Raw genomic sequence first — 21,708 nt, 5'->3', positions numbered from 1 at the left:
CACCTCCTGTTTAGTAAAAATTTTAACTTAACAGCAGTAAAAATGATTGGACAGCCGTCATCTTCTCAGGTGTAAGCTGCTCTTTTAATTTTTCACGTTGTTCTGGTTGAAGCTGCTTACAACGTACCAAAATGCGGTCCATATGCTCGTTCATCCGATCGATATCAGATGTTAAATGGACAAGTTCATCAGGATCTTCCTTTTGAGAAGGGAATTGTTCATCTAATCTGGATTTGATGTCAGAAAGAGCCAATCTCTGCTGTTTGCAAAGAACGATTAATTGTAATCGTTTTAAAGCATGTTCATCGTAATAACGATAATTTGAGCAAGATCTAACAGGCACAAGCAACCCTAGATTTGTATAATAATCTACAGTACGTTTCGTCACCTGTGCAATCTGTGCTAGTTCACCAATACGATACTTTTTCTCAGCCCCATCTGAACATCTCCTCCTAACCGTCACGTTATAGTTTATGAAAATAGTTTAATATAATTCTAGCCTGAAATACAAGTTAATTGTTCATATTTCCTGCCGATATGAAGAGGAGAAAGGGATTTCTCAGTCTAAATTGTCCTGTCAAATTTAACATAGTGATACAGGAATTTTCAGATTATTTATGGTAAGATAAAATGAAGACCGTTTCATATATATGTAGAGAAGCGGATTTATACGTGAACCGGAGGTGGTTAAGTGGGGCCCTCAATATAGTCTTATTTAATCAGTTAACCGTTTTGCAAAACATAACATCATCAATCAGGAGGTGACTCCTTGTTCTTCTAAGAAAGAGCAAGGTTAAATGGACGATATTGTTAATCTGAGTATAGTCGGTGTTTTGATTGCTTTAACAGCTTTCTTTGTTGCATCTGAATTTGCCATAGTAAAGGCAAGAAGCTCAAGAATTGATCAGCTTGTTGCCGAAGGGTCTAAAAAGGCCATCGTGGCGAAAAAGGTGACATCAAGGCTGGATGAATATTTGTCAGCCTGTCAGCTCGGTATTACAGTGACATCCCTTGGTTTAGGGTGGATTGGTAAGCCAGCTGTAAAAGAACTTTTGGTTCGAGGTTTCGGTTTGACAAACATTCCTGATTCAGCAATCAGCCTGATCTCAGCAACACTTGCGTTCTCTATTATTACCTTTTTGCATGTAGTCGTCGGTGAGCTTGCACCAAAAACACTGGCGATTCAAAAGGCGGAAAAAATGACGCTCTGGCTGTCAGGCCCGCTGCATGCATTTTATATCCTAATGTTCCCTTTCATTTATGTGTTAAACGGGTCAGCCCGTGTTCTAACCAAAATGATGGGCATCGATATGGGGTCTGAAAAAGAACAATCCCATTCTGAAGAGGAATTAAAGATTTTATTATCTGAGAGCTTAAAAAATGGGGAAATCAACCCATCAGAATATAATTATATGAACAAAATTTTCGACTTTGATAATCGAATTGCCAGAGAAATCATGGTCCCGCGGAGAGAAATTTGTGCCATTCCAGAAGATATGCCGCTGGATGAAATCCTCTCCATCATGACGCAGGAGAAGTATACACGCTTTCCTGTGTTTTCAGGAGATAAAGACCATGTCATCGGCATGCTGAACAAAAAGCAGCTCTTTGCAGATCTTGTGTATCAAGGAGAAAAAGATCAACTGAAGATTCAAGATTATATATATCCAGTGATTGAAGTCATTGACACGATTCCTATTCAAGAGCTTCTTGTCAAGATGCAGCGCGATCGAATGCATATGGCGATTTTAACCGACGAATATGGCGGAACGTCTGGACTTGTCACAACAGAAGATATTTTAGAAGAGATTGTTGGCGATATTCGAGATGAATTCGATGAAGATGAGCAGCCGGTTATTCAAAAAAGAGCCGATCATCATTATGTTTTAGATGGCAAAGTCAGATTAGATGAAGTTCAAGATTTGATCGAAATGTCATATCATGATGAAGAAATTGATACAATAGGCGGGTTAATCTTAAATGAGAACATTGATATCCGAGAAGGACAATCCATTTATCTTGATGATATTCGGATGAAGGTCTTGGAGATGGATGGACGCTATGTGAAAAAGATCGACCTAAAGAAAGGCGTCACATCATCAGAAAAAGGAAATACACGCACAGGGCTTGATATAAAAGAGCCGCTGTTAGTAAATGAAATGACCTTGAGCGAAAAATAAGCTCAAGGTTTTTTTAGGTATTTAGTCTCTTTTTACGAATGCTCGTTCGGGTTATAATGAGAACAAACGTTCGATAGAGGGGGATGGATATGCTTTGGTATGAAACAGCCAGTATCACGGAGAAAAAAACCTCAATGAAACGAATTGAGTTTCATTTGAAGAATTTTAAAAATTACCAGGCAGCGATTTTAAATATCGAAAGACAGCTTGAAAAAAGAAGTACGCATCATTTGGATCACATGACACGGAAGAAGTTAGAAGAGCAAAAAAATCAGTATGAACTCATCGTTGCTTGTATTGAAACAGCACTAAAAGAGTTGGATGAGATAGAGAAGCAGCTCATCGATTACAAATACTTTCGTGATTGGCGGATGGCCAAGTGTGCGATGGAAATCGGCTACAGTGAGAAAACCCTCTTTTTAATGAAGCGCCAGCTTATGGATCAATTGCTCATTAGCTTAGCTGCGATCACCAATATTTAAAAAAGGTGTTGTCCTATTTGATAGAACGCAGTAAAGAGACAGAAAGACCCGATGATTGTCGTCACTAAGTAGACAGCAAGTTTTCCGATTTGCCGCTGCTGTAGCATGGTCGCAGACTCTACACTAAACGTAGAGAATGTTGTAAAGCCACCGAAAAAACCTGTTCCAATGATCACAAGCAGCGGATGATTAGCAGTCACGGCACCTGTCAGTATACCTAAACCGGCAGCACCTAATAAGTTGATGAGAATAATACTGTACGGGAAACGAGCATGAGACTTAGTTTTATGTATCGATTGGCTAATCAAAAAACGAAGGACGCTGCCAATCCCGCCGGCAATAGCTGTATATAAAACGATCATTTATCTGCCTTCTCTCTGCTGCTTATTTTGATGAAAGAGTCGTTGAGCTAGCATTAGTCCACATAAGGCAGCCGCTACTCCTGCAATGACTGAGAGCAGGATGTAGATCACACTTGAAGTGATTTGCCCGGTCTGTAATAAAAGAATCGTTTCTTTAGAAAAAGTGGACATTGTCGTAAAACCTCCGCAAAATCCTGTTCCGATCAAAGCGGCAAGATATTTTTTTCTCTTTTGGAACATAAAATATCCTGTTGAAAAACCAAGAAGCAGACTGCCTGTCACGTTTTCGATTAGCGTTGCATAGGGGAATGTTTGGCTGACGATCAATTGGCTTAGTTCATATCTGCAAAGTGTCCCAATCAGTCCACCAATAAATACGGCAAGATACGCTTTCATTTACATCATTTCTCCTTTAGAAAAAATAGCGGATGATCCGTCACCACACCATCAACGGGATATTTTTTAATCCGATCGGCTGTTTTTTGATCTTTCACAGTCCATATAAACACATCCATCCCGAATGTGTGGATGCGGTCTATCCACCATCTATTGATCATCGTTTTTTTCATATTAAGACAATTTGCAAACGAGCTGTATGCCGTTAACTTTCTTTTCGTCAGTTTAAATGCATTAGGCTTTATAATCAAAGCTGTTCGAAGAGAAGGGGCGAAAGCTTTGATTCTTTGCAGTGCATGATCGTCAAAAGATTGAATCATGATATGACGAGAATAGGCAAAACGATTGACGATGCGGGCAACTGCCTTTTCAATTCCTATCTGCCGTTTTGGGTGTTTGATCTCGATCAATATCCCGATCCGCTGGCTGTATCTTTCAAGAATTTCGTGTAATGTTGGAATTCGTTCATTTGTGTACTGTTGGTCAAACCAGCTTCCTGCGTCCAGTTTTTTCAACTGATCGAGTGTATAGCTTTTGACTAAGCCGTTCCCGTTCGTCGTTCGGTCAACTGTATCATCATGGATCACGACGACGTGCTGGTCCAATGTGAGCTGTACATCTAATTCAATATAATCTGCACCCTGCTGAACAGCTAAATCAAATGCAGCAATTGTATTTTCTGGGGCAGCGCTTGATGACCCTCTATGCGCAATAATATACACATGCTCCAGCTCCCTGACTTAAGTTCTGGTCTTATCATATCAAATGCTTTACCGTTTTTCCTTCTTTACTATATGGACGAAAGAAGAGCTGTATGTAATGGTGAATTGGATTGCTAAGAAAGTATGAGAATACAAATGTAAAAAGTTGCAGGAATATCCCAAGCCATGATTGAGTAAATCTGAAGTACATCAATTTTTTCTTCGATCAATTTTGTCCAAATCGTCAGCGTTCGCCAAAATATTAGTGCTTTCGTCATGTTGACTGAAAATTCTGATGTTTTATAATGATGAAAAGGAGGCGAGATGATTGGGTAAAGGGAGAATTAGAGTGGAAGAACGTATTAAGGCCGAAACGGATGCTGAAATGTTTAAAGCGACTCTCCTTGATCAGGCTCAGAAGAAAAAGTAGTTTGCTGCCCGTCGATATGTCTCTAGCCAAAATTTCATAATTGAACATCATGCCTCGGGACTGATCCCGAGGCTTTTTATTTAGAGGTCAGACATTTATGAGAGGACATAAACGAAGGTTATATTATAAACTAGAGAGGATTGTTTTAAAGGAGAGAGACAAACATGATTACACAAAAATGGATGGATACATATTTTACAGTAGATGTTGCGATCCAAATCGGTATTAGCCTTTGTATTTTATTGCTTTTTTTATTGCTTCGGAAAGTATTTACGAAGTACTTATTTCATCTTCTCTTTAGGCTGACCAATCGGTCTAAAACGGAGGTCATTAACCAAATTGTTGTGGCATTCGAAAAGCCAGCCAGACTGTTTTTTGTCGCACTTGGGTTATATTTTGCGTTAAGACAGGCACCATACTTTGAGCATCATATGGATGTCATCGTCAAATTATATAGATCCTCCATTATATTGATGCTGACATGGGGGCTTTGTAATCTAACAGCAGCTTCTTCTTTCTTATTTCAAAAAGTAAATTCGAAATTTGAATTAGAAATGGATGATATTTTAGCGCCGTTTTTATCAAAGGTGCTTCGTTTCATTATTATTGCACTAAGTATTAGTGTCATTGCACAGGAATTTAATTATGATGTAAATGGACTTGTGGCAGGTCTTGGTCTAGGGGGTCTAGCCTTTGCGCTTGCTGCACAGGATACGGTGGCGAACTTTTTTGGAGGGGTCGTCATCATTACAGAGAAGCCTTTTACAATGGGCGACTTTGTGGAGACGCCAAGTGTTCTTGGGACTGTCGAGGACATTACATTTCGAAGTACAAAATTTAGAACACCTGCTGAAGCTGTCGTGACAGTTCCGAATTCTACGCTTTCAAAGGAACCAATCACGAACTGGACGAGAATGAATAAACGCCAAATTACGTTTTCCGTACGTGTATCCTACAATACACCAAAGGAAAATCTGGACCATTGTATCAAACGTCTCAAACAAATGCTTTATGAGCATGATGGGGTGCACAAGGAGACAATCATGGTGAATCTCGATGTACTGGCAGACAGTTATTTGAATTTATTTTTTAACTTTTACACAAACACGACAGCCTGGGCTGAAAACCTGAATATCAAACAGGACATTAACTACCGTATTATGGATATCTTCCATGAAGAAGGTGTAGAATTTGCCTTCCCTGGACAGACCATTTACATGAAACAAAAAGGTGAAAAACAGCTGAGTGAATAAAGGAGGAAGGATGCGTGGATCAAACAAAGGTGGCAGTGCTAAGAGAGAAATTAACGCAGGCTTCACATATAATGGTGCTTTCAGGTGCGGGGATGAGCACGGAATCAGGTATTCCCGATTTTAGATCAACGGGCGGCTTATGGACTGAAGACACCGCTCGCATGGAAGCGATGAGCCGCTCCTACTTTTTATCAAACCCTTATCAATTCTGGCCGAAATTCAAGGAATTGTTTCAGATGAAAATGAGCGGGGAGTACGAGCCGAATAGTGGGCATACCTTCTTAGCAAGCCTTGAGAAACAAGGAAAACTTGTAGAGATTTTTACCCAAAATATTGATGGCCTGCATAAAAAAGCAGGAAGCCAGCATGTATATGAACTTCACGGCTCCATTCAAACAGCTACTTGTCCATCATGCCAAGCGACATATGAATTGCCTTATTTATTACAAGAAGAAGTGCCTGTATGTCTAAAGGTTTCCTCAGACGGACGGACATGTGGGCAAGTGCTGAAAACAGATGTTGTCCTTTTTGGAGACAGGGTTAAACATTTTGATCAAGTAGAGAAATCACTTCAGCAAGCGGACCTTCTGCTCGTCATGGGAACCTCCCTAGAAGTAGCGCCAGCAAGGTATATTCCTGAAGATGCGGCTCAAAATCCTTCCATCTTCAAGGTGATGATGAATTTGAGTGAAACAGAATACGATCCACTGTTTGATCTTGTCTTTCATGAGCGAATTGGCGATCTCGTGAAAGCTTTATAATTCATAAAAGACCCCGCATCCAAAAAAGGTGCAGGGTCTTTCTTTATTGTTGCAGCGGCTTCATCGTTTCATCAAGTACTTCAAATGTATAGCCCTTTGCTTTTAGCTGTGTGAGCAAACTGTTTAAGTATTTTGCTGTCGCTGGCTGATCGTGCATTAAGATGATCTTTGGTTCCTTTGGATGTTTTGTCTCTAGCACTTGCAGCTGATTCAATACTTCTGGTACATATTTTGAGCTTTTATATTTCCAGTCAAGACTGTCAATTGTCCAATCCCAGTAGATAAAGCCTTTTTGTTTTAAACGTGCTTTTTGCTGATCGGTTAAATTTGGGGCGCTGCCATAAGGTGTTCTCACAAGATGTGAATACTCTCCTGTGACAGAAGCCAAAATGCGCTGATCTTCCTTCATCTCATTAACGGGAGAATCACTTTTTTGATAAAAGCGTTTCACATCGTGTGTGATCCCATGAAGCCCTAACTGATGACCTTCTTGATGAAGTCTTTTCACAGCGGCCGGATGTTCCTTAATCTGCGGCCCAAGCATGAAGAATGTAGCCTTTACTTGATGCGCCTTGAGCACATCTAAAAGCTGGTTTGATGTCGCTGACGGACCATCATCAAAGGTTAAAAAGATCGTTTGATCCGTTACGTGTTTGTTTGGGTTGATCTTAAAATGTGCATCTAATGTTTTCGTAGAATCATCTTTTGCTTTCAGACTTGTGCTTGTGTCTCGGAATTGACTGCTCGCAGACATTTTAGCCGGCTGGTCTGCTGCCTGCATATTGGTTTTAGATATATCCCAAATAAAAAAGAGGATCAGTGACAGAATCACTAAACCAATCGCCTTTGAGAGCAGCATCGTGTTTGAAGGTGTCTGTTTTTTCGTAACCCGTTGCATTACAATCGCTCCAATAAATCAAAAATTTTTGTCGAATCATGTAGTAGATTCTGTCTTTTTTCACTGTTTTTTGTCGTGTTTATATGGAGTAAGTATACAGGAAAAAAGAGCCTATGAATATAGAAGATGCTAAAAAATTGGAATCTTTTTGGTTATGAGTCTATCTTTGTTACAATAGAAAGTTGACCATTTATCATGATGTGAAATAATTCTGAATAATCATTGAAACATACCCATTTATCCGCTAAGATAGCATCAGATTCAACCATTAATGCGAAGCGAAGGGGAGATTCCGTATGAAAGTATTGTATAATGACGATTTCATTGAAAAAAAGGATGCACATGTGGATATTGAAGACAGAGGCTATCAATTTGGTGACGGTGTCTATGAGGTCATCCGTGTATACAATGGGAATTTGTTTACATTAAAAGAGCATACAGAGCGTTTGTTCAAGAGTGCAAAAGAAATCGGCATTCATCTTCAAGGTGCAGTATCAGATATGGAAGAAAAGTTAAAACAGCTCGTCGCCCATAACCAATTAACAGATGGCGGTGTGTATATTCAAGTCACACGGGGCGTCGCACCTCGTAAACATCAATATGGCAATTCTCTCACTCCTCAAATCACAGCATATACGTTCCAGGTGAAAAAGCCTGTTCATGAGCAGACAGCTGGTGCAAAGGCTATATTATCTGAGGACCTTCGCTGGTTAAGATGTGATATTAAAAGCTTAAATCTTTTATATAACGTCATGGAAAAACAGAAAGCATCTGAAGCTGGTGCGTTTGAAGCCATTCTGATTAGAGACGGTTTTGTGACAGAGGGTACTTCCTCGAATGTATATGCCGTCATTGATGGCGTGATTCGCACACATCCCGCAAACAATTTTATTCTAAACGGCATTACCCGTAGAAAGCTTCTTGAAGTATGTGAAGAAGAGGGATGCAGCGTTGGAGAAACGCGTATAAGTAAAGAAGAGCTGCTGCGCGCGCAGGAAATCTTCATCAGCTCGACGACGGCTGAAGTCATTCCGATTGTTGAAATTGATGGTCAGCCAGTAGGTGAAGGCGTTCCAGGAGAGTTAACAAAGCGTGTACAGGAAGGCTTCCAGCAAAAAATTAAACAGGAAAGTGAAGCATCGATTTCTTCATAAATAAAAAGAGGCTGTAAACGAATGTTTACAGCCTTTTGTAATTCTTTTATTTTACAATAAGCACAGGTATATCTGATTTTGATGATAACTTTTCACTTACACTGCCAAAGAGCATTTTTTTCAATCTGCTTTGGTCACGTGCTCCCATGACGATGAGGTCTGCTGATATGTCTTCAGCATATTCGATAATCGCTTCCGCTGGTTCCCCCTCAACAATTTCAATCGCAGCTTCAAACTGCTCCTCATTTAAAAGCATTCTTGCTTCTGCAACGACCTCTTCTGTATGATCTTCAAAAATCAAGGGACTTTGCTGTTCATCATGAGGTACATACACAGGGGGGGTTTGAAGGTCTGCCATGCCGCCGCCGATATAAGCTCCGCCAGTCATTGGGCGCGGTGCATCAAACACCTGTCTGCTTGATTTGCCATCATGTGCATAGGCAACGGTCAGCTTGGCATTCAAGGTTTTGGCTAAAGCGATTGCCTTTTTTAATGCTTTCTTACTGTCTTCATGTCCATCAAACGCAACGACCATCCGATCAGCTTGAAACAATGTCCTCATTCCTTTCAAAAGGAGTCTTTACACTCATGGTATACCCGTTATCTGAAAAAGATACACATGAAGGTGGTGAACTTTTTGTTAGAAAATTTCATTTATTGAAAAATATTTATTGACAAAATGGTGACAGCCACTATAAGATAAAAAAAGATTCAAGAGCCAAAAGGAGGAAATGTCATGTGCAACATTGGAAGAATGAAATCAAACTGCATGAATGGGTTGATTCACGTGACAATTACACCTTCATTGGTCATTGAAAAGGGACTCGTATGTTCCAATTGATCGGATGAATCAAGGCGTATGTTGCGTATTTGTCAACATGCGCCTTTTTACATGACGAAAAGAGGCGTACCAGATTGCTGGTTGCCTCTTTTTTTGTTGTATTCATTTCGCATTCCGAAATAAAGGGATGGAGATCAACAAGTAAATGAAGAGGAGTGAAAGCATGTGAACATGCCAAAAACAAGACAAATGACAAAAACCAAAAAAATAATTCAAGGTGACAGCCAAGAAAATCTAGAAAGCGGCTAGCTTTAAAAGGAGAGACAAACATGTTTTCAGTATTTACAAAATTAGGCTGGTTCTTCAAACAAGAGTGGAGGCGTTATACGATCGCCATTACGCTCCTGCTCATTGTGAATGTGCTTGAAATGCTGCCGCCAAGATACCTTGGGCAGGCAGTGGATGACATTCGTTCTGGTCAATTTACAACATCTAGTATGATGTTTTATGTAGCCATTTTTTGCTTGCTAGGTGTCGTCGTCTATACACTGACATATTTTTGGATGTATCAGTTATTTGGCGGCGCAAATGTCATGGAGCGTGTAATGCGCGGGAAACTCATGCGCCACTTACTCAAGATGACACCCACCTTTTATGAAAAGAAAAAAACTGGTAACTTAATGGCATTAGGTACAAACGATTTGAATGCTGTAGCTTTAACGACAGGCTTTGGCGTTCTGACATTGGTGGATTCCACTGCTTATATGCTGATGATCTTTTTTACGATGGGTCTGACGATTAGCTGGAAATTAACTTTAATGGCGATTATCCCTATGCCGCTGATGGCGCTTTTGATTGCGTATTATGGCAGCAAAATTCATGATCGCTTTACAGTTGCTCAAGATGCATTTGGTGATATGAATGATCGCGTCCTTGAATCGGTCGCAGGTGTCCGGGTCATCCGGTCTTTTGTACAGGAGAAGCAAGATGTCGAACGCTTTCGCCAAATGACAGATGATGTATTTCAAAAAAATATGAGAGTGGCGGTCATTGATTCATTGTTTGAGCCGACAGTGAAATTACTTGTCGGTGTCAGCTACTTAATAGGAATTGGCTACGGAGCCTATCTTGTATTCCAAAGTGATTTAACCATTGGTGAGCTTGTCGCTTTTAACGTCTATCTTGGGATGATGATCTGGCCAATGTTTGCGATCGGCGAGTTGATTAATATTATGCAAAGAGGAAATGCGTCGTTAGACCGGTTGAATCATACACTCAGCTACAAGCCGGATGTCACAGACGCTTCTCAGCCAAAAACGTTACAAGAGCCTGGCGATATTCAGTTTGATCGCGTGACATTTAGGTATCCAACTTCCCCTAAAGATAATTTAATTGATGTGTCCTTTACGATTCGAAAGGGGCAAACGATCGGAATTACAGGCAAAACAGGAAGCGGTAAAACGACTATCGTAAAACAGCTTCTGCGCCAGTACCCAACAGGTGATGGTCAAATCCTGCTATCAGGAGTCCCAATCCAAGAGATCGAATTGGATCAGCTATTTCAATGGATCGGATACGTACCGCAGGATCATATTCTTTTTTCTAAAAGTGTAGAAGAGAATATGCGTTTTGGTCATCGAGACGCAAAACAAAATGAATTAGCACAAGCGATCAAAGATGCTTATTTTGAAAAAGATTTACGTCTTTTGCCTGAGGGTCTCGAAACCATGGTCGGAGAAAAAGGTGTGGCGCTGTCAGGTGGACAAAAGCAGCGAATTTCCATTGCACGCGCTTTATTAATAGATCCCGACATTTTAATACTGGATGACTCGCTTTCTGCGGTAGATGCAAAAACAGAAACCGCTATTTTAGAAAATTTAAGGCAAAATCGTCATGGAAAAACGACGTTTATTACGACTCATCGTCTATCAGCTGTTGAGCATGCAGATCTCATACTTGTCATGGAAGAAGGACGCATCGTCCAAAAGGGAACTAACGAAGAGCTTATTCAGCAAGATGGATGGTACAAAGAACAATTTCTGCGTCAGCAGCTGACAAACCAGCTGGAAGGAGGGGATGAGGCATGACAACAGGAAGAAGACTCCTTGCCTACGCACTCCTTTATAAGAAAGTACTGTCTGTTGCCTTGATCTTTCTCATCATTGCAGTAGGTGCTGAACTGACAGGACCATTTATTGGGAAGAAAATGATTGATGATCATATTTTAGGCGTAGAAAAGCCTTATGTCGAGGTCAATGAAAAAACAGACAAAACCGTTTATTACCAGGGAAATAACTATATACGAAGCGATCGATTAGACAGTGATATGGAATCCGGAAAACAAATCAATGTGGTGCAGGTCGGATTCGGTTACTATTTTGTGAATGAGCCCATTCGTTTTGATGGAAACCGAAAGATATCGGGAGATCAGCTTACCATTGAAAATGGAAACGAGCGCGAGACCTATCAAGTACAGCGTTTATCGAAAGAGGAAATTTTCTCTTTTTATGAGCCGGAAATCAGTGGTTTGGTGCAGCTTGTTCTATTTTATCTAGGGCTTCTCGTTATTGCGATTTTCTTTCAATATACGCAGCATTATCTGTTACAGCGAATAGCCAACCGAATTATTCAAAAAATGAGGGTTGATGTATTTGAGCATATTCAAACACTGCCTATCCGGTATTTTGATAATTTACCTGCTGGAAAGGTCGTAGCGAGGATCACCAATGACACAGAAACCATTCGTGATTTATATGTGACAGTCCTCGCCAATTTCGTGACGAGTGCGATTTACATGATTGGGATTTATATTGCCATGTTTTTATTAAATGTGAAGCTGGCACTCATTTGTTTAGTGGCGGTACCGATTATTTTCCTATGGTCAATGACCTACAGAAAGTTTGCATCGGTGTACAATCACCGCATTCGTTCGATCATTAGTGACATCAATGCCAAGCTAAATGAAGCCATTCAAGGGATGACCATTATTCAAGCGTTTCGCCATGAAAAAGTGACGAAAGAGGAATTCGATGAGCTGAACAACAATCACTTTCGATATCAGCGAAAGATGCTCCATTTAAATTCACTTCTTTCGCATAACTTAGTTAACCTGCTTCGGAATTTAGCCTATGTGGCACTCATTTGGTATTTTGGCGGTGCGTCCTTAAGTGCGACGGGGATTGTGTCGATTGGTGTGCTCTATGCGTTTGTCGATTATTTAAATCGATTATTTCAGCCGATTACAGGCATTGTGAACCAATTCTCGAGATTGGAATTAGCACGGGTTTCCTCGGAAAGGGTTTTCCGATTATTGGATGAGCCAGGAACAACAGTGGAAGAACCCGTTCAGAAGGAAATGGAAGGACACGTTCAGTTCCAAGATGTCACCTTTGCTTATAATGAAGGGAAAAATGTATTAAAGAACATTACGTTCGAGGCCAAAAAAGGCCAGACGGTTGCACTTGTGGGGCATACTGGTTCTGGGAAAAGCTCGATCATGAACTTACTGCTGCGTTTTTATGACATTCAGCAAGGAGACATTCTCATTGATGGAGAAAGCATTTATCGCCAGTCCCGGCAAACGTTGCGGAAACAAATGGGCATTGTCCTTCAAGACCCGTATTTATTTTCCGGAACGATTGCATCCAATGTCAGCTTAGGAAATGAAGACATTAAAAGAGAAACGATTGAAGCATCATTAAAACAAGTAGGCGCAGTAGAGTTATTGAAGCATCTGCCAGAAGGATTTGATGAACCAGTCGTTGAAAAGGGAAGTACTCTTTCCTCAGGGGAACGTCAGCTCATTTCATTTGCTCGTGCACTAGCATACAATCCAGCGATCTTAATTTTAGATGAAGCCACCGCAAACATTGATACAGAAACAGAAGCGATCATTCAACGAGCGCTTGATGTTGTCAAAGAAGGACGAACAACTTTTGTCATTGCTCACCGATTATCCACCATTAAGAAAGCCGATATGATTTTGGTTTTAGAAAAAGGGGAAATTGTCGAGCGGGGCAGTCATGATCAACTCATGCAGCAAGAAGGGCTATATGCGCAAATGTACGAACTGCAAAAAGGTGCTGTGGCAAACAGCTGATGAATCACAAAAAGAGCCTATTCATTATGAATGAGGCTCTTTTTATTTGCATAAAAAAGTCGAGAAATCGTTTTAGACCTCGATCTTTACTCGTTATGCGACATTAGTAAGCAATGCCGACGCGTTGATGTACAAATTCCTTCGAATTTAACTGCTGATATAAAAAGTGTGCGGTATCTTCAACTGAAATTTTCTTTCCATCTATAGGGAGAAAATCTTTCTCATAGCGATATGACCGTGTCACTTCTCCGTCTGGTAAATAGGTTGGACAAATAATGGTCCAATCTAAATCAGTCGATTGAAGGAGTTCAAACGCTTTGGCATGCTCCTTAGCTGCTCGGGAAGTGGTCCGCCTTGATTCATTTGTTTCAAAACGGTAAAGTTCCGGCTGCTGCCTTGCCTTTAAAATACCTGCTGTACCTATTGTAATAATTCTTGATGTATTTGATTGCTTCATGGCTTGTACGATATGTTCCATTGAAACAGATAATGTATCATCACCATCTGTCGATAGACAGCTCACAACAATATCTGCTCCTTTGATCGTCTCAAGCACATCTTCTCGATTTCTTGAATTGCCGGTGACTTGAAACATACCCGCAAGCATTTCTTCTCGGTTTGTCCGAATCAATGAACGAACGATGTAACGATCATCTACTTGAACGAAACGAAGAAATGCTTGTCCTACACGTCCATGAGCACCGAAAAGAGCTATTTTCATCTGTTCGATCCCTCCACTACATACTATAAGTGAAAAGAACCCAAAATGGTACAACTTTTATGTGATGCTTTTTTTATAAAGATGAAAGGACCGAATACTATGAGCATATTCACATAATAGAGAGATACCTACGAATTGTAGAAGTTCAAAGTTCATACCGGAAATAATGTCCATGAAGATTCGCTCCTTTCTACTCCATGATATGAGCTGGAAAGGAGATTGGTGAGGGGGAATAACAAAAAAAGAAGACACCTTAAGAGGTGCCTTCTATGATCCAGATATGAAATTAAGCTTTTGTTCCACCCATGTGTTGTTGAGCGTAAGACACAAGACGTTTTGTGATTTCTCCACCAACTGAACCGTTAGCACGAGCTGTAGTTTCTGCTCCAAGGTTAACGCCAAATTCAGAAGCGATTTCGTATTTCATTTGATCGATTGCTTGCTCTGCTCCAGGAACTAGTAATTGATTTGAACTATTAGAATTAGCCATGATGTGAATCTCCTTTTTGTATATGATTTTTTATGGTTGGGTTTGCTGGAATCGCACCAGCGAAATGATCAAGTCATTTGCCACTTGGCGAAACCCAATGCAGTAACTTCTTTGTACTAAGTATTATGGTGATTTCCGAAAAAAACATACGAGAAAAGTACATGGTAAATGTTGTTCAACATGCAAAAAAGCCATCACTCAATCATGAGTGATGGCACTGCATATATCTCTTTATTCAGCGGAACGAATGCGGAGCTCCGTATCCGAATCAAAGAAGTGGGCTTTGTTCATATCGATGGCAAGAGGTATAGATTGTCCGGCCTGAACATCGGTACGAGAATCAACACGTGCAATAAAAGACTGACCATCGAGAGAAGAGTAAAGCATCGTTTCTGCTCCCATTAATTCAGCAACTTCTACGTTGGCATCGATCTTTGTGCCCTCAGATGCTTCAATAAACACTGGTTCATCATGAAAATCTTCTGGTCTGATCCCGAGGATGATATCTTTTCCGATATAACCTTGGCTGCGTAATACCTTCATCTTTCCTTCTGGTACACGTATATGCGTTTTTCCAACTGCAATGGCACCGTCAGAGAGCTTTCCTGTAAAAAAATTCATCGCAGGAGAGCCAATGAATCCACCTACAAATACATTCTCTGGATTTTCATATACATCCTTCGGCGCTCCAACCTGCTGAATAAAGCCATCTTTCATTACAACAAGACGAGTAGCCATTGTCATAGCTTCAGTCTGGTCATGTGTGACATAGATAAATGTCGTTTGCAGACGCTGATGAAGCTTAGATATTTCAGCACGCATTTGAACGCGGAGTTTTGCATCTAAATTAGAAAGCGGCTCATCCAAAAGAAAGACCTTTGCATCACGCACAATTGCTCTCCCAAGTGCAACACGCTGTCTTTGACCTCCAGACAGTGCTTTTGGTTTCCTGTCTAAATATTGCTCAAGGCCTAATATTTTAGCGGCATTTCGAACCCGCTCATCAATTTCTGCTTTCGGGAACTTCCGTAGCTTTAATCCAAAAGCCATATTATCGTATACATTCATGTGAGGGTATAATGCATAGTTTTGGAAAACCATTGCGATATCCCGGTCTTTTGGTGCTACATCATTCATCCGTTTTCCGTCTAAAAGAAAATCCCCTTGTGAAATCTCTTCAAGTCCTGCAATCATGCGAAGGGTTGTTGATTTTCCGCACCCAGATGGACCAACAAACACAACAAATTCTTTATCTTCTATATGTAGATTAAAGTTGTCTACTGCTGTTACCTTGTTATCATACACTTTATAAATTTGATTGAGCATCATTTCAGCCATAGATGATAACCTCCCCATTTACTTATTGAAAGCGCTTTACTTGTAAGTAAAGTGTATAAAATGGGGAAGCGTCTGTAAATGGACAACGTGCACAACATCTCATTTTCATTTTTGGGCAGGGTGCTCATGTCACTGAATGTTATGAAAGGTCGAGAAGATTCATCATAAAATAGACGGCAGATGCTTCTGGAAAATGTCGTATATCAATTCCTGTTCGCTCAATAAATTTATCAATTCGATATTGAAGGCTGTTTCTGTGAACATATAAAGCTTTTGCTGCCTTAGATGCATTTAAGTTACATTGCATATAAGTCATGAGGGTACGGTAAACGTCCCGATCAAGGACCGCCTCTTTAAAAGCATCTGAAATAGCATGAGAGAGGGCGGATTCATCATAACGTAAGAGTGAGGGTAGACATTGATAAATTGTGCAAATCCCTGACCTAGGCTTAGCTCGCTGCATATGGCCCAAGACAAGCTGCTGTTCTTTTAACAATTTCTTCTGTAAATGTTCATTTGGCAAATGGAGCTGTCCTTGTAAAAAGACTGAGTCTGTTAAAAAGTCACTTGTAATGGCTAGAGACAAATCATATAGCAGCTCTAATTGACTATTTTCTGATGTAGCGTTTGTTTGAATCAGCATCGCTGTATGAGCGCCTGTCCAAATGAAATGAGTTTGTTCGAGGCTGTGGACCACAGCCTCTTTTATTTGCTGCCTTTGTTCTGCTTGATGTGACATTTTAAAATAATATACACGGACGGGGTGCTGAACAGTTAGTGGTTTGTTATCAAAAAGATAGCTGTACCATTTTTGTTCATCCTCAGTCTGCTTTGTGTGAGAAAGATCAATTGGTGTAAGGAAAGTATTGAGAAGAAGTGTTTCTCTAGCTGTAAGCTTTGATTTGTCTACTCCAAATAATTCGCCTTCGTCTGTTTGGTACCAAAGAATTTGATGATCATCTGTAGGGGAGCTGATGATATGCTCTCCGTAAACAAGCTTTAATTTTTCTAACATGGCGAAGCTCCTTAAACAGTTTAATCATAGACATGGAATAGCATTAATTCGTGGATTTCTTCTTTTAATGTTGGTTCGACTTCATGGGGCGGAAGCTGAGAGCCCCATTCAATATCACCTGTTTTGTGGTAGATGCCTTCGTAGTGCGCACCATTGTGAAAAAAGGATATTTTCCAGCCTGGCAATTGTGCTTTTTTAAAGAGAGGTTTCCATTGAAAATGAGAAATCATATCATTATTGCCTCCTTGCTTTTATTGATGAAACAATAAATAAACACGACAATACGGAAACAACCTTGAACTTGATTTTATTGTATCTCATCTGATGAAAAGAGCATAGGAAAAGCATAGATTTCATAGCACCCTCACTTTAAAACGAAAAACAGTCAGTAGACGTTTGTATGGTCTGTAGTTGTTGAGGTCGTTTGTGAAAGGTAAGATGCGTAATCCATGATTCTTTTGCCGATCAGCCTTTCTGAGTTTCGCAATGAGACATGCTGGAAAACCTCGCGGCCAGGGCGAGAATTGGCTTCAAACATCCAGATAGCTCCTGTCTGATCAATACCTAAATCAAAACCGATTTCACCAATATGACCGGACATTTTTTCATCAATTACCTGACTAAGCGTGATGGCCGTATAAGAAAGCTGCTCTAAGATTTTGAAACGCTTCTTCTTTTCTGGAAAAACATCATAAAGTGTTCTCACGGAGCCACCATGTGAATGGTGAGTCGTGACGGTGTGATTGCCAGAAATTTTTGCTGCTGCTGCTGTGACTGTCCAATGACCGTACTTATTTTTATTGGTATGGACTCTGAAATCCATTGGTTGATTGTCTATTTGAAGAAGTGCAATGCCTTGTTGAGCCATAAAGTCTTGAACTGCGTGATCTTTCCGGAGATTGGTCACGAAATCCTCTAATGAGTCATATGGAACAGCTCTTCCTTGATTTGAGCATACAATGATTCCATGAGCCTTCTTGTTTAATTGATAAATATCGTCGCCGTGACTGCCGTTTGACGGTTTTAAGTAAATGACCTGATGTAGATGGAGGAGTGTTTCTATTTTATTTAGAGCGTCCACCGGGTCCAATTGTATGGAATGTGGAAGAAAAGGACATGTTTTTTCATCTGTTAACAGTTGTTCATGAATATCCCATTTGTTAAAAAAATGAGGGTTGAACCAAGGAATATCATAGTCTTGAGTGAGTTTGCGTTTTGTTTCTTGAATGAATGCTGACTGAGCAGCCTTTCTACTTGGAAGACGGTCGTAAATGACTGAAGGCAGGGGCATCTGTTTTTTAACCCATGTTTGCTGTTGGTACAACAATCCTTCTACCATTCCTTTATCCCAATCAATAGAATGAGTACCAAAAAGATAGGCAAAACCGGCATGTTGTTTGAAAGAGCGCAGCAGTTTGATAAAAAAGTCTGATCTCGTTCCGAGTGGCTGCGTGCTTTGCTCAAAACCTGCGGTGAAAATACCAAGCAGTGGCCCTAAAAACAGGGTATGATCAATGGCGATCACATCAGCTTTTGATTGATAAGGAATTCGTAAATCTCTATATAGATCTTCTGATAATAAAATTTTCTTCGGATGTTGATGATAGGAAACGGTGAAGTCATCTATTAAACGGGAACCTAAAGCAAGAGAATAGATCGCCTCCTGCTGTTTAAAACGGACGGGAAGATGAATTGTTTTTTCACTTGTGGGATGAGGAGCGATGATGCAGCGATTTTTGTTCATAAGATACCTCCTTCGGTTGTGACTTCATCGATTGGGCATGTGCAAGAATGGTACGAATCAAATGATTTTCCTTGTCAGGATAAGCTTTTAAAAAAGCGGATCGCCCTGGTTTTGATCTTATATTTGATATGAAAAGCCTGCCTTCACTTGTATGGAGTAAGTCTACAGCGAATTCAAAGCAAGGGGAAAGGGTTTTATCTATATATGCTGGCAGAGATGCTTGAATGGATGCAATATCATCTAAAAGAAGTTCTTTGATGTGCGGCTGCAAGGTGTTTAGATAGTGATCAAAGCCTATCATGGCTGCTGATTTTTGTGTAATGCTTAAATGACTATTTTCTGTAGGTGATTTTGTGTGAATTCCTATGCGATTCCACTGATTTTGTGAATCTTTCATCAGGAAAATCCTTATTTCATTGAATAAAAAGTCTTTTTCATCACTCGTCTGAAAAAATTGAAGGAAATATCGGCCTACATATTTTTTACACCAGCGCTCTATATCTGATGGACGCGAAAATGTGATGACTTGCTCGGGACTTAGCTGAACAGTGAAAGTGTTGTCTTTTAAGAAAATGAAGTAAGTAGATGCTGCATGGTGTTGAGAGAGCGGCTGCATTTTACAATAACCGTCTTTCCTTAACATGCTGAGAAGGTCTGATGTCTTTTTTAATAATGAGCAGACAGGTAAATATGGCTGTAAAGCAGGGAGAAGGCGGAGCTGCTCGAATAGCATCATTTTATTTGAAATACCTGTATTCAAAAAATCTGTTTTCGGATACTTTTTCAGCCAATCCATGATTGGTTTTGCTTTTTTAGATTGTGCGTCATGCTTGTAAAGGCATCGATCGTAAATCAAGTCAGGAATCTCAAATTCTGCTGCGACGAATCCATGACCATTCGTATATGTTTGACCTTGTATCAAATTTGAAGCCGGCTTTAAATCAAGTGGTGTAAAACGGACAACCTTTAAACCATAAGCAGGGGCAGCTTTGGCTAGCCCACGTGTGAATGCCTCTTCATACTTCGGTGAAAGGGTCACAATACCTAATGTTGATGTCATTAAAAAACACCTTCTTTTCAACTTCTTTTTTTACCAGCAGAAAAACACTTTTTCATGATTTTACATAAAGATTGCGCTCCTTTATCATTACGACAGATCGATTGATCATATGTCTAGCAGCATGCTTCATTTGCTTGGGAACTTGACAACAACTATAATACGTATAGGTTAAAACAATAAACATCGGGTGTTATTTGAAAGGTTGATGACGACTTTGAATATATTCACAACGTTTATCTTTATGATTGTGATAGGCGCAGTCATTGGAGCAGCAACAAACCATCTTGCGATTAAAATGCTTTTTCGCCCTTATAAGCCGTATTACTTATTCGGGAAACAGCTTCCTTTTACACCAGGGCTCATTCCGAAAAGAAGAGACGAAGTAGCCAAGCAGGTTGGTGTCATGGTGATGGAGCATTTGCTCACGCCAGAAGGTATTCAAAAGCGATTTGAATCATCGGAGGCAAAGCAAGAAATCTTACATACAGTCCATCGATATATTGACAAAGGCGCTGAAATGGAGATAACAGTGCTATCTTTGCTTGAAAGCTTCGGCGTATCACAGGCTGACGTCAAAGCAGATGAATGGATCCATGAGTGGTCTGATCATAAGCTCAATTCACTACTTGAAAATTATAATGAGCAAACTTTATCTGAATTGCTTCCGCTAGATGTGGAAAACAAAATATCTTCAAAAATTCCAGATGCAGCAGATTATATTTTAAAGAGAGGGATTCATTATTTTGAAAGTGAGGAAGGAAAATCAAGACTCGGTAATATGATTGATGATTTCTTAAAAGAAAGAGGAATGCTCGGCAGTATGGTCCAAATGTTTCTAGGAAATTCAAGCTTAATTGATCGGGTACATCCTGAAATCATCAAATTTTTAAGAAACGCAGAGACAAAAAGGTTTTTATCAGATTTGCTTGTTCAAGAATGGGACAAGGTGAAGCAGTTCTCTCTACATGAGCTTGATGAAAGATGGAATGTGAAGGAACTTATGTTTAGCGTGAAAAACCAATTGCTTTCTCATTTCTCAACAAAGCTGATATTAGACAAACCAGTTGGTGCATATGTCAGTGCTGTAGCGGATGATCTTAAAACACACGTTGCACCAGTACTGATTCAAAAGGGGATCAGTGCGGCATCAAATGTTTTAGAGGATCTGCTTGCAAAGCTGCAATTTGAAGACATCATTCGTGAACAAATTGAACTTTTCCCGCTAGAAAAAATGGAAGAGCTTGTCGTCAGTATTTCCAATAAGGAGCTCAAGATGATTACATTCTTAGGCGGTCTTTTAGGCGGATTGATCGGCGCAATCCAAGCAATCTTTGTCACGCTATTTTAAGACAGACTAGAGAAATTTTGATGAATTCATTGTATATATGTGAAACGAAAGCCATAGTTTGTTATAGTGGAGTGGTGTCCGCCGATCATATCGGTGATAACGGATAGAAAGGAGACATAACATGTCTGTAAATGTTTATGATGTTGCATATGACCTTGAAAAAGCACTGCGTCATAGCGAAGAATATTCAACTTTAAAAAATCTTTATGATGAGGTAAACGCGGATGAATCCTCTAAAAGAATGTTCGATAACTTCCGTGACATTCAAGTAAACCTTCAACAAAAACAAATGACTGGTCAAGAGATCACACAAGAAGAAGTGGAGCAAGCTCAAAAAACAGTGGCACTTGTTCAACAGCACGATAAAATCTCGCAGTTGATGGAAGCAGAACAACGTGTGAGTGTTCTCATCGGAGAATTAAATAAAGTGATCATGAAGCCTCTTGAAGAGCTTTATGGGAATCCAGAAGAAAATTAATGAAAAGGGCGATGATA

23 protein-coding genes are annotated in these 21,708 nt (G+C 40.0%); 10 read left to right on the top strand and 13 right to left on the bottom strand.

All coding sequences use genetic code 11. The features are described 5' to 3' along the window. Positions 1-22: 22 nt before the first annotated feature. The gene (locus MHH40_RS05635) at positions 23-463 is read right to left on the bottom strand and encodes a MerR family transcriptional regulator (RefSeq protein ID WP_050945416.1); all 441 of its coding nucleotides are present in this window, start codon (positions 461-463) and stop codon (positions 23-25) included. A gap of 334 nt (positions 464-797) precedes the next feature. Between MHH40_RS05635 and MHH40_RS05630 the strand changes: the two genes are divergently transcribed. Then, entirely contained in the window at positions 798-2,180 is a 1,383-nt protein-coding gene (locus MHH40_RS05630) for a hemolysin family protein (RefSeq protein ID WP_003210868.1), read from the top strand. Between the two features lie 89 nt (positions 2,181-2,269). Next, positions 2,270-2,662: a hypothetical protein gene (locus tag MHH40_RS05625; RefSeq protein ID WP_050945415.1), complete on the top strand. Its 393-nt coding sequence runs from the start codon at positions 2,270-2,272 to the stop codon at positions 2,660-2,662. On the opposite strand, the gene crcB (MHH40_RS05620) is transcribed toward MHH40_RS05625, so the two are convergent. The 3 genes from crcB (MHH40_RS05620) to MHH40_RS05610 are packed head-to-tail and all read right to left on the bottom strand — an operon-like array spanning position 2,659 to position 4,142. Further along, positions 2,659-3,024 (bottom strand): fluoride efflux transporter CrcB, encoded by a 366-nt coding sequence (gene crcB, locus MHH40_RS05620; protein WP_003211864.1) that lies wholly within the window; start codon positions 3,022-3,024, stop codon positions 2,659-2,661. The genes MHH40_RS05625 and crcB (MHH40_RS05620) overlap by 4 nt on opposite strands. Next, entirely contained in the window at positions 3,025-3,420 is a 396-nt protein-coding gene (crcB, locus tag MHH40_RS05615) for a fluoride efflux transporter CrcB (RefSeq protein WP_050945414.1), read from the bottom strand. 5 nt (positions 3,421-3,425) lie between these two features. Further along, complete coding sequence (locus MHH40_RS05610) at positions 3,426-4,142, bottom strand: glycerophosphodiester phosphodiesterase (RefSeq protein ID WP_050945413.1); 717 nt, start codon at positions 4,140-4,142, stop codon at positions 3,426-3,428. A 307-nt stretch (positions 4,143-4,449) separates the two neighbouring features. Here MHH40_RS05610 and MHH40_RS05605 point away from each other — a divergent pair, with 307 nt between their 5' ends. The 3 genes from MHH40_RS05605 to MHH40_RS05595 all read left to right on the top strand — a co-directional run bounded on the left by MHH40_RS05605 (position 4,450) and on the right by MHH40_RS05595 (position 6,565). Continuing rightward, positions 4,450-4,551, top strand: a complete 102-nt coding sequence (locus tag MHH40_RS05605; protein ID WP_017360338.1) for a YhdX family protein — start codon at positions 4,450-4,452, stop codon at positions 4,549-4,551. A gap of 164 nt (positions 4,552-4,715) precedes the next feature. Then, complete coding sequence (locus tag MHH40_RS05600) at positions 4,716-5,804, top strand: mechanosensitive ion channel family protein (RefSeq protein WP_050945412.1); 1,089 nt, start codon at positions 4,716-4,718, stop codon at positions 5,802-5,804. A 29-nt stretch (positions 5,805-5,833) separates the two neighbouring features. Further along, positions 5,834-6,565: an NAD-dependent protein deacylase gene (locus MHH40_RS05595; RefSeq protein ID WP_371475034.1), complete on the top strand. Its 732-nt coding sequence runs from the start codon at positions 5,834-5,836 to the stop codon at positions 6,563-6,565. A gap of 43 nt (positions 6,566-6,608) precedes the next feature. Here the strand turns inward: MHH40_RS05595 and MHH40_RS05590 are convergent, their stop codons facing one another. Then, positions 6,609-7,463: a polysaccharide deacetylase family protein gene (locus MHH40_RS05590; RefSeq protein ID WP_137054845.1), complete on the bottom strand. Its 855-nt coding sequence runs from the start codon at positions 7,461-7,463 to the stop codon at positions 6,609-6,611. A gap of 296 nt (positions 7,464-7,759) precedes the next feature. On the opposite strand from MHH40_RS05590, the gene dat reads away from it, so the two are divergent. After that, positions 7,760-8,617, top strand: coding sequence for a D-amino-acid transaminase (gene dat, locus MHH40_RS05585; RefSeq protein WP_050945410.1), 858 nt, complete (start codon positions 7,760-7,762; stop codon positions 8,615-8,617). A gap of 46 nt (positions 8,618-8,663) precedes the next feature. Here the strand turns inward: dat and MHH40_RS05580 are convergent, their stop codons facing one another. Further along, positions 8,664-9,170, bottom strand: a complete 507-nt coding sequence (locus MHH40_RS05580) for a universal stress protein (protein WP_003210990.1) — start codon at positions 9,168-9,170, stop codon at positions 8,664-8,666. A 557-nt stretch (positions 9,171-9,727) separates the two neighbouring features. Here MHH40_RS05580 and MHH40_RS05575 point away from each other — a divergent pair. Next, entirely contained in the window at positions 9,728-11,485 is a 1,758-nt protein-coding gene (locus MHH40_RS05575; RefSeq protein WP_212046116.1) for an ABC transporter ATP-binding protein, read from the top strand. Beyond that, complete coding sequence (locus tag MHH40_RS05570; protein WP_212046115.1) at positions 11,482-13,497, top strand: ABC transporter ATP-binding protein; 2,016 nt, start codon at positions 11,482-11,484, stop codon at positions 13,495-13,497. The genes MHH40_RS05575 and MHH40_RS05570 overlap by 4 nt, the downstream gene beginning before the upstream one ends. 103 nt (positions 13,498-13,600) lie before the next feature. Here the strand turns inward: MHH40_RS05570 and MHH40_RS05565 are convergent, their stop codons facing one another. The 7 genes from MHH40_RS05565 to MHH40_RS05535 all read right to left on the bottom strand — a co-directional run bounded on the left by MHH40_RS05565 (position 13,601) and on the right by MHH40_RS05535 (position 19,865). Continuing rightward, positions 13,601-14,218, bottom strand: coding sequence for an NAD(P)-dependent oxidoreductase (locus MHH40_RS05565; protein ID WP_003212493.1), 618 nt, complete (start codon positions 14,216-14,218; stop codon positions 13,601-13,603). Between the two features lie 286 nt (positions 14,219-14,504). Next, on the bottom strand, positions 14,505-14,708 hold the full coding sequence (locus MHH40_RS05560) for an alpha/beta-type small acid-soluble spore protein (protein ID WP_003210761.1): 204 nt from the start codon (positions 14,706-14,708) through the stop codon (positions 14,505-14,507). Between the two features lie 231 nt (positions 14,709-14,939). Beyond that, positions 14,940-16,046 carry an ABC transporter ATP-binding protein gene (locus MHH40_RS05555; RefSeq protein WP_003212351.1) on the bottom strand — a complete coding sequence of 369 codons (1,107 nt, stop codon included), beginning with the start codon at positions 16,044-16,046 and terminating at the stop codon, positions 14,940-14,942. Between the two features lie 139 nt (positions 16,047-16,185). Further along, positions 16,186-17,061, bottom strand: a complete 876-nt coding sequence (locus tag MHH40_RS05550) for a helix-turn-helix domain-containing protein (RefSeq protein ID WP_050945405.1) — start codon at positions 17,059-17,061, stop codon at positions 16,186-16,188. A gap of 20 nt (positions 17,062-17,081) precedes the next feature. Beyond that, a complete protein-coding gene (locus MHH40_RS05545) occupies positions 17,082-17,291 on the bottom strand; it encodes a YheE family protein (protein ID WP_003211787.1) in 210 nt (69 codons plus the stop codon). Between the two features lie 155 nt (positions 17,292-17,446). After that, complete coding sequence (locus MHH40_RS05540) at positions 17,447-18,805, bottom strand: YheC/YheD family endospore coat-associated protein (protein WP_137054842.1); 1,359 nt, start codon at positions 18,803-18,805, stop codon at positions 17,447-17,449. Beyond that, entirely contained in the window at positions 18,762-19,865 is a 1,104-nt protein-coding gene (locus tag MHH40_RS05535; RefSeq protein WP_050945403.1) for a YheC/YheD family protein, read from the bottom strand. The genes MHH40_RS05540 and MHH40_RS05535 overlap by 44 nt, the downstream gene beginning before the upstream one ends. A gap of 214 nt (positions 19,866-20,079) precedes the next feature. Here MHH40_RS05535 and MHH40_RS05530 point away from each other — a divergent pair, with 214 nt between their 5' ends. Continuing rightward, positions 20,080-21,213 (top strand): DUF445 domain-containing protein, encoded by a 1,134-nt coding sequence (locus MHH40_RS05530; protein WP_050945402.1) that lies wholly within the window; start codon positions 20,080-20,082, stop codon positions 21,211-21,213. A gap of 121 nt (positions 21,214-21,334) precedes the next feature. Beyond that, positions 21,335-21,691: a YlbF family regulator gene (locus MHH40_RS05525; RefSeq protein ID WP_003211109.1), complete on the top strand. Its 357-nt coding sequence runs from the start codon at positions 21,335-21,337 to the stop codon at positions 21,689-21,691. Positions 21,692-21,708 lie beyond the last annotated feature (17 nt).

The organism is Bacillus sp. FSL K6-2431 (assembly GCF_038005165.1).
In the GTDB taxonomy this organism is placed as follows: Bacteria; Bacillota; Bacilli; order Bacillales; family Bacillaceae; genus Bacillus; species Bacillus pumilus.
This window is presented reverse-complemented; position numbering and strand designations above follow the sequence as displayed.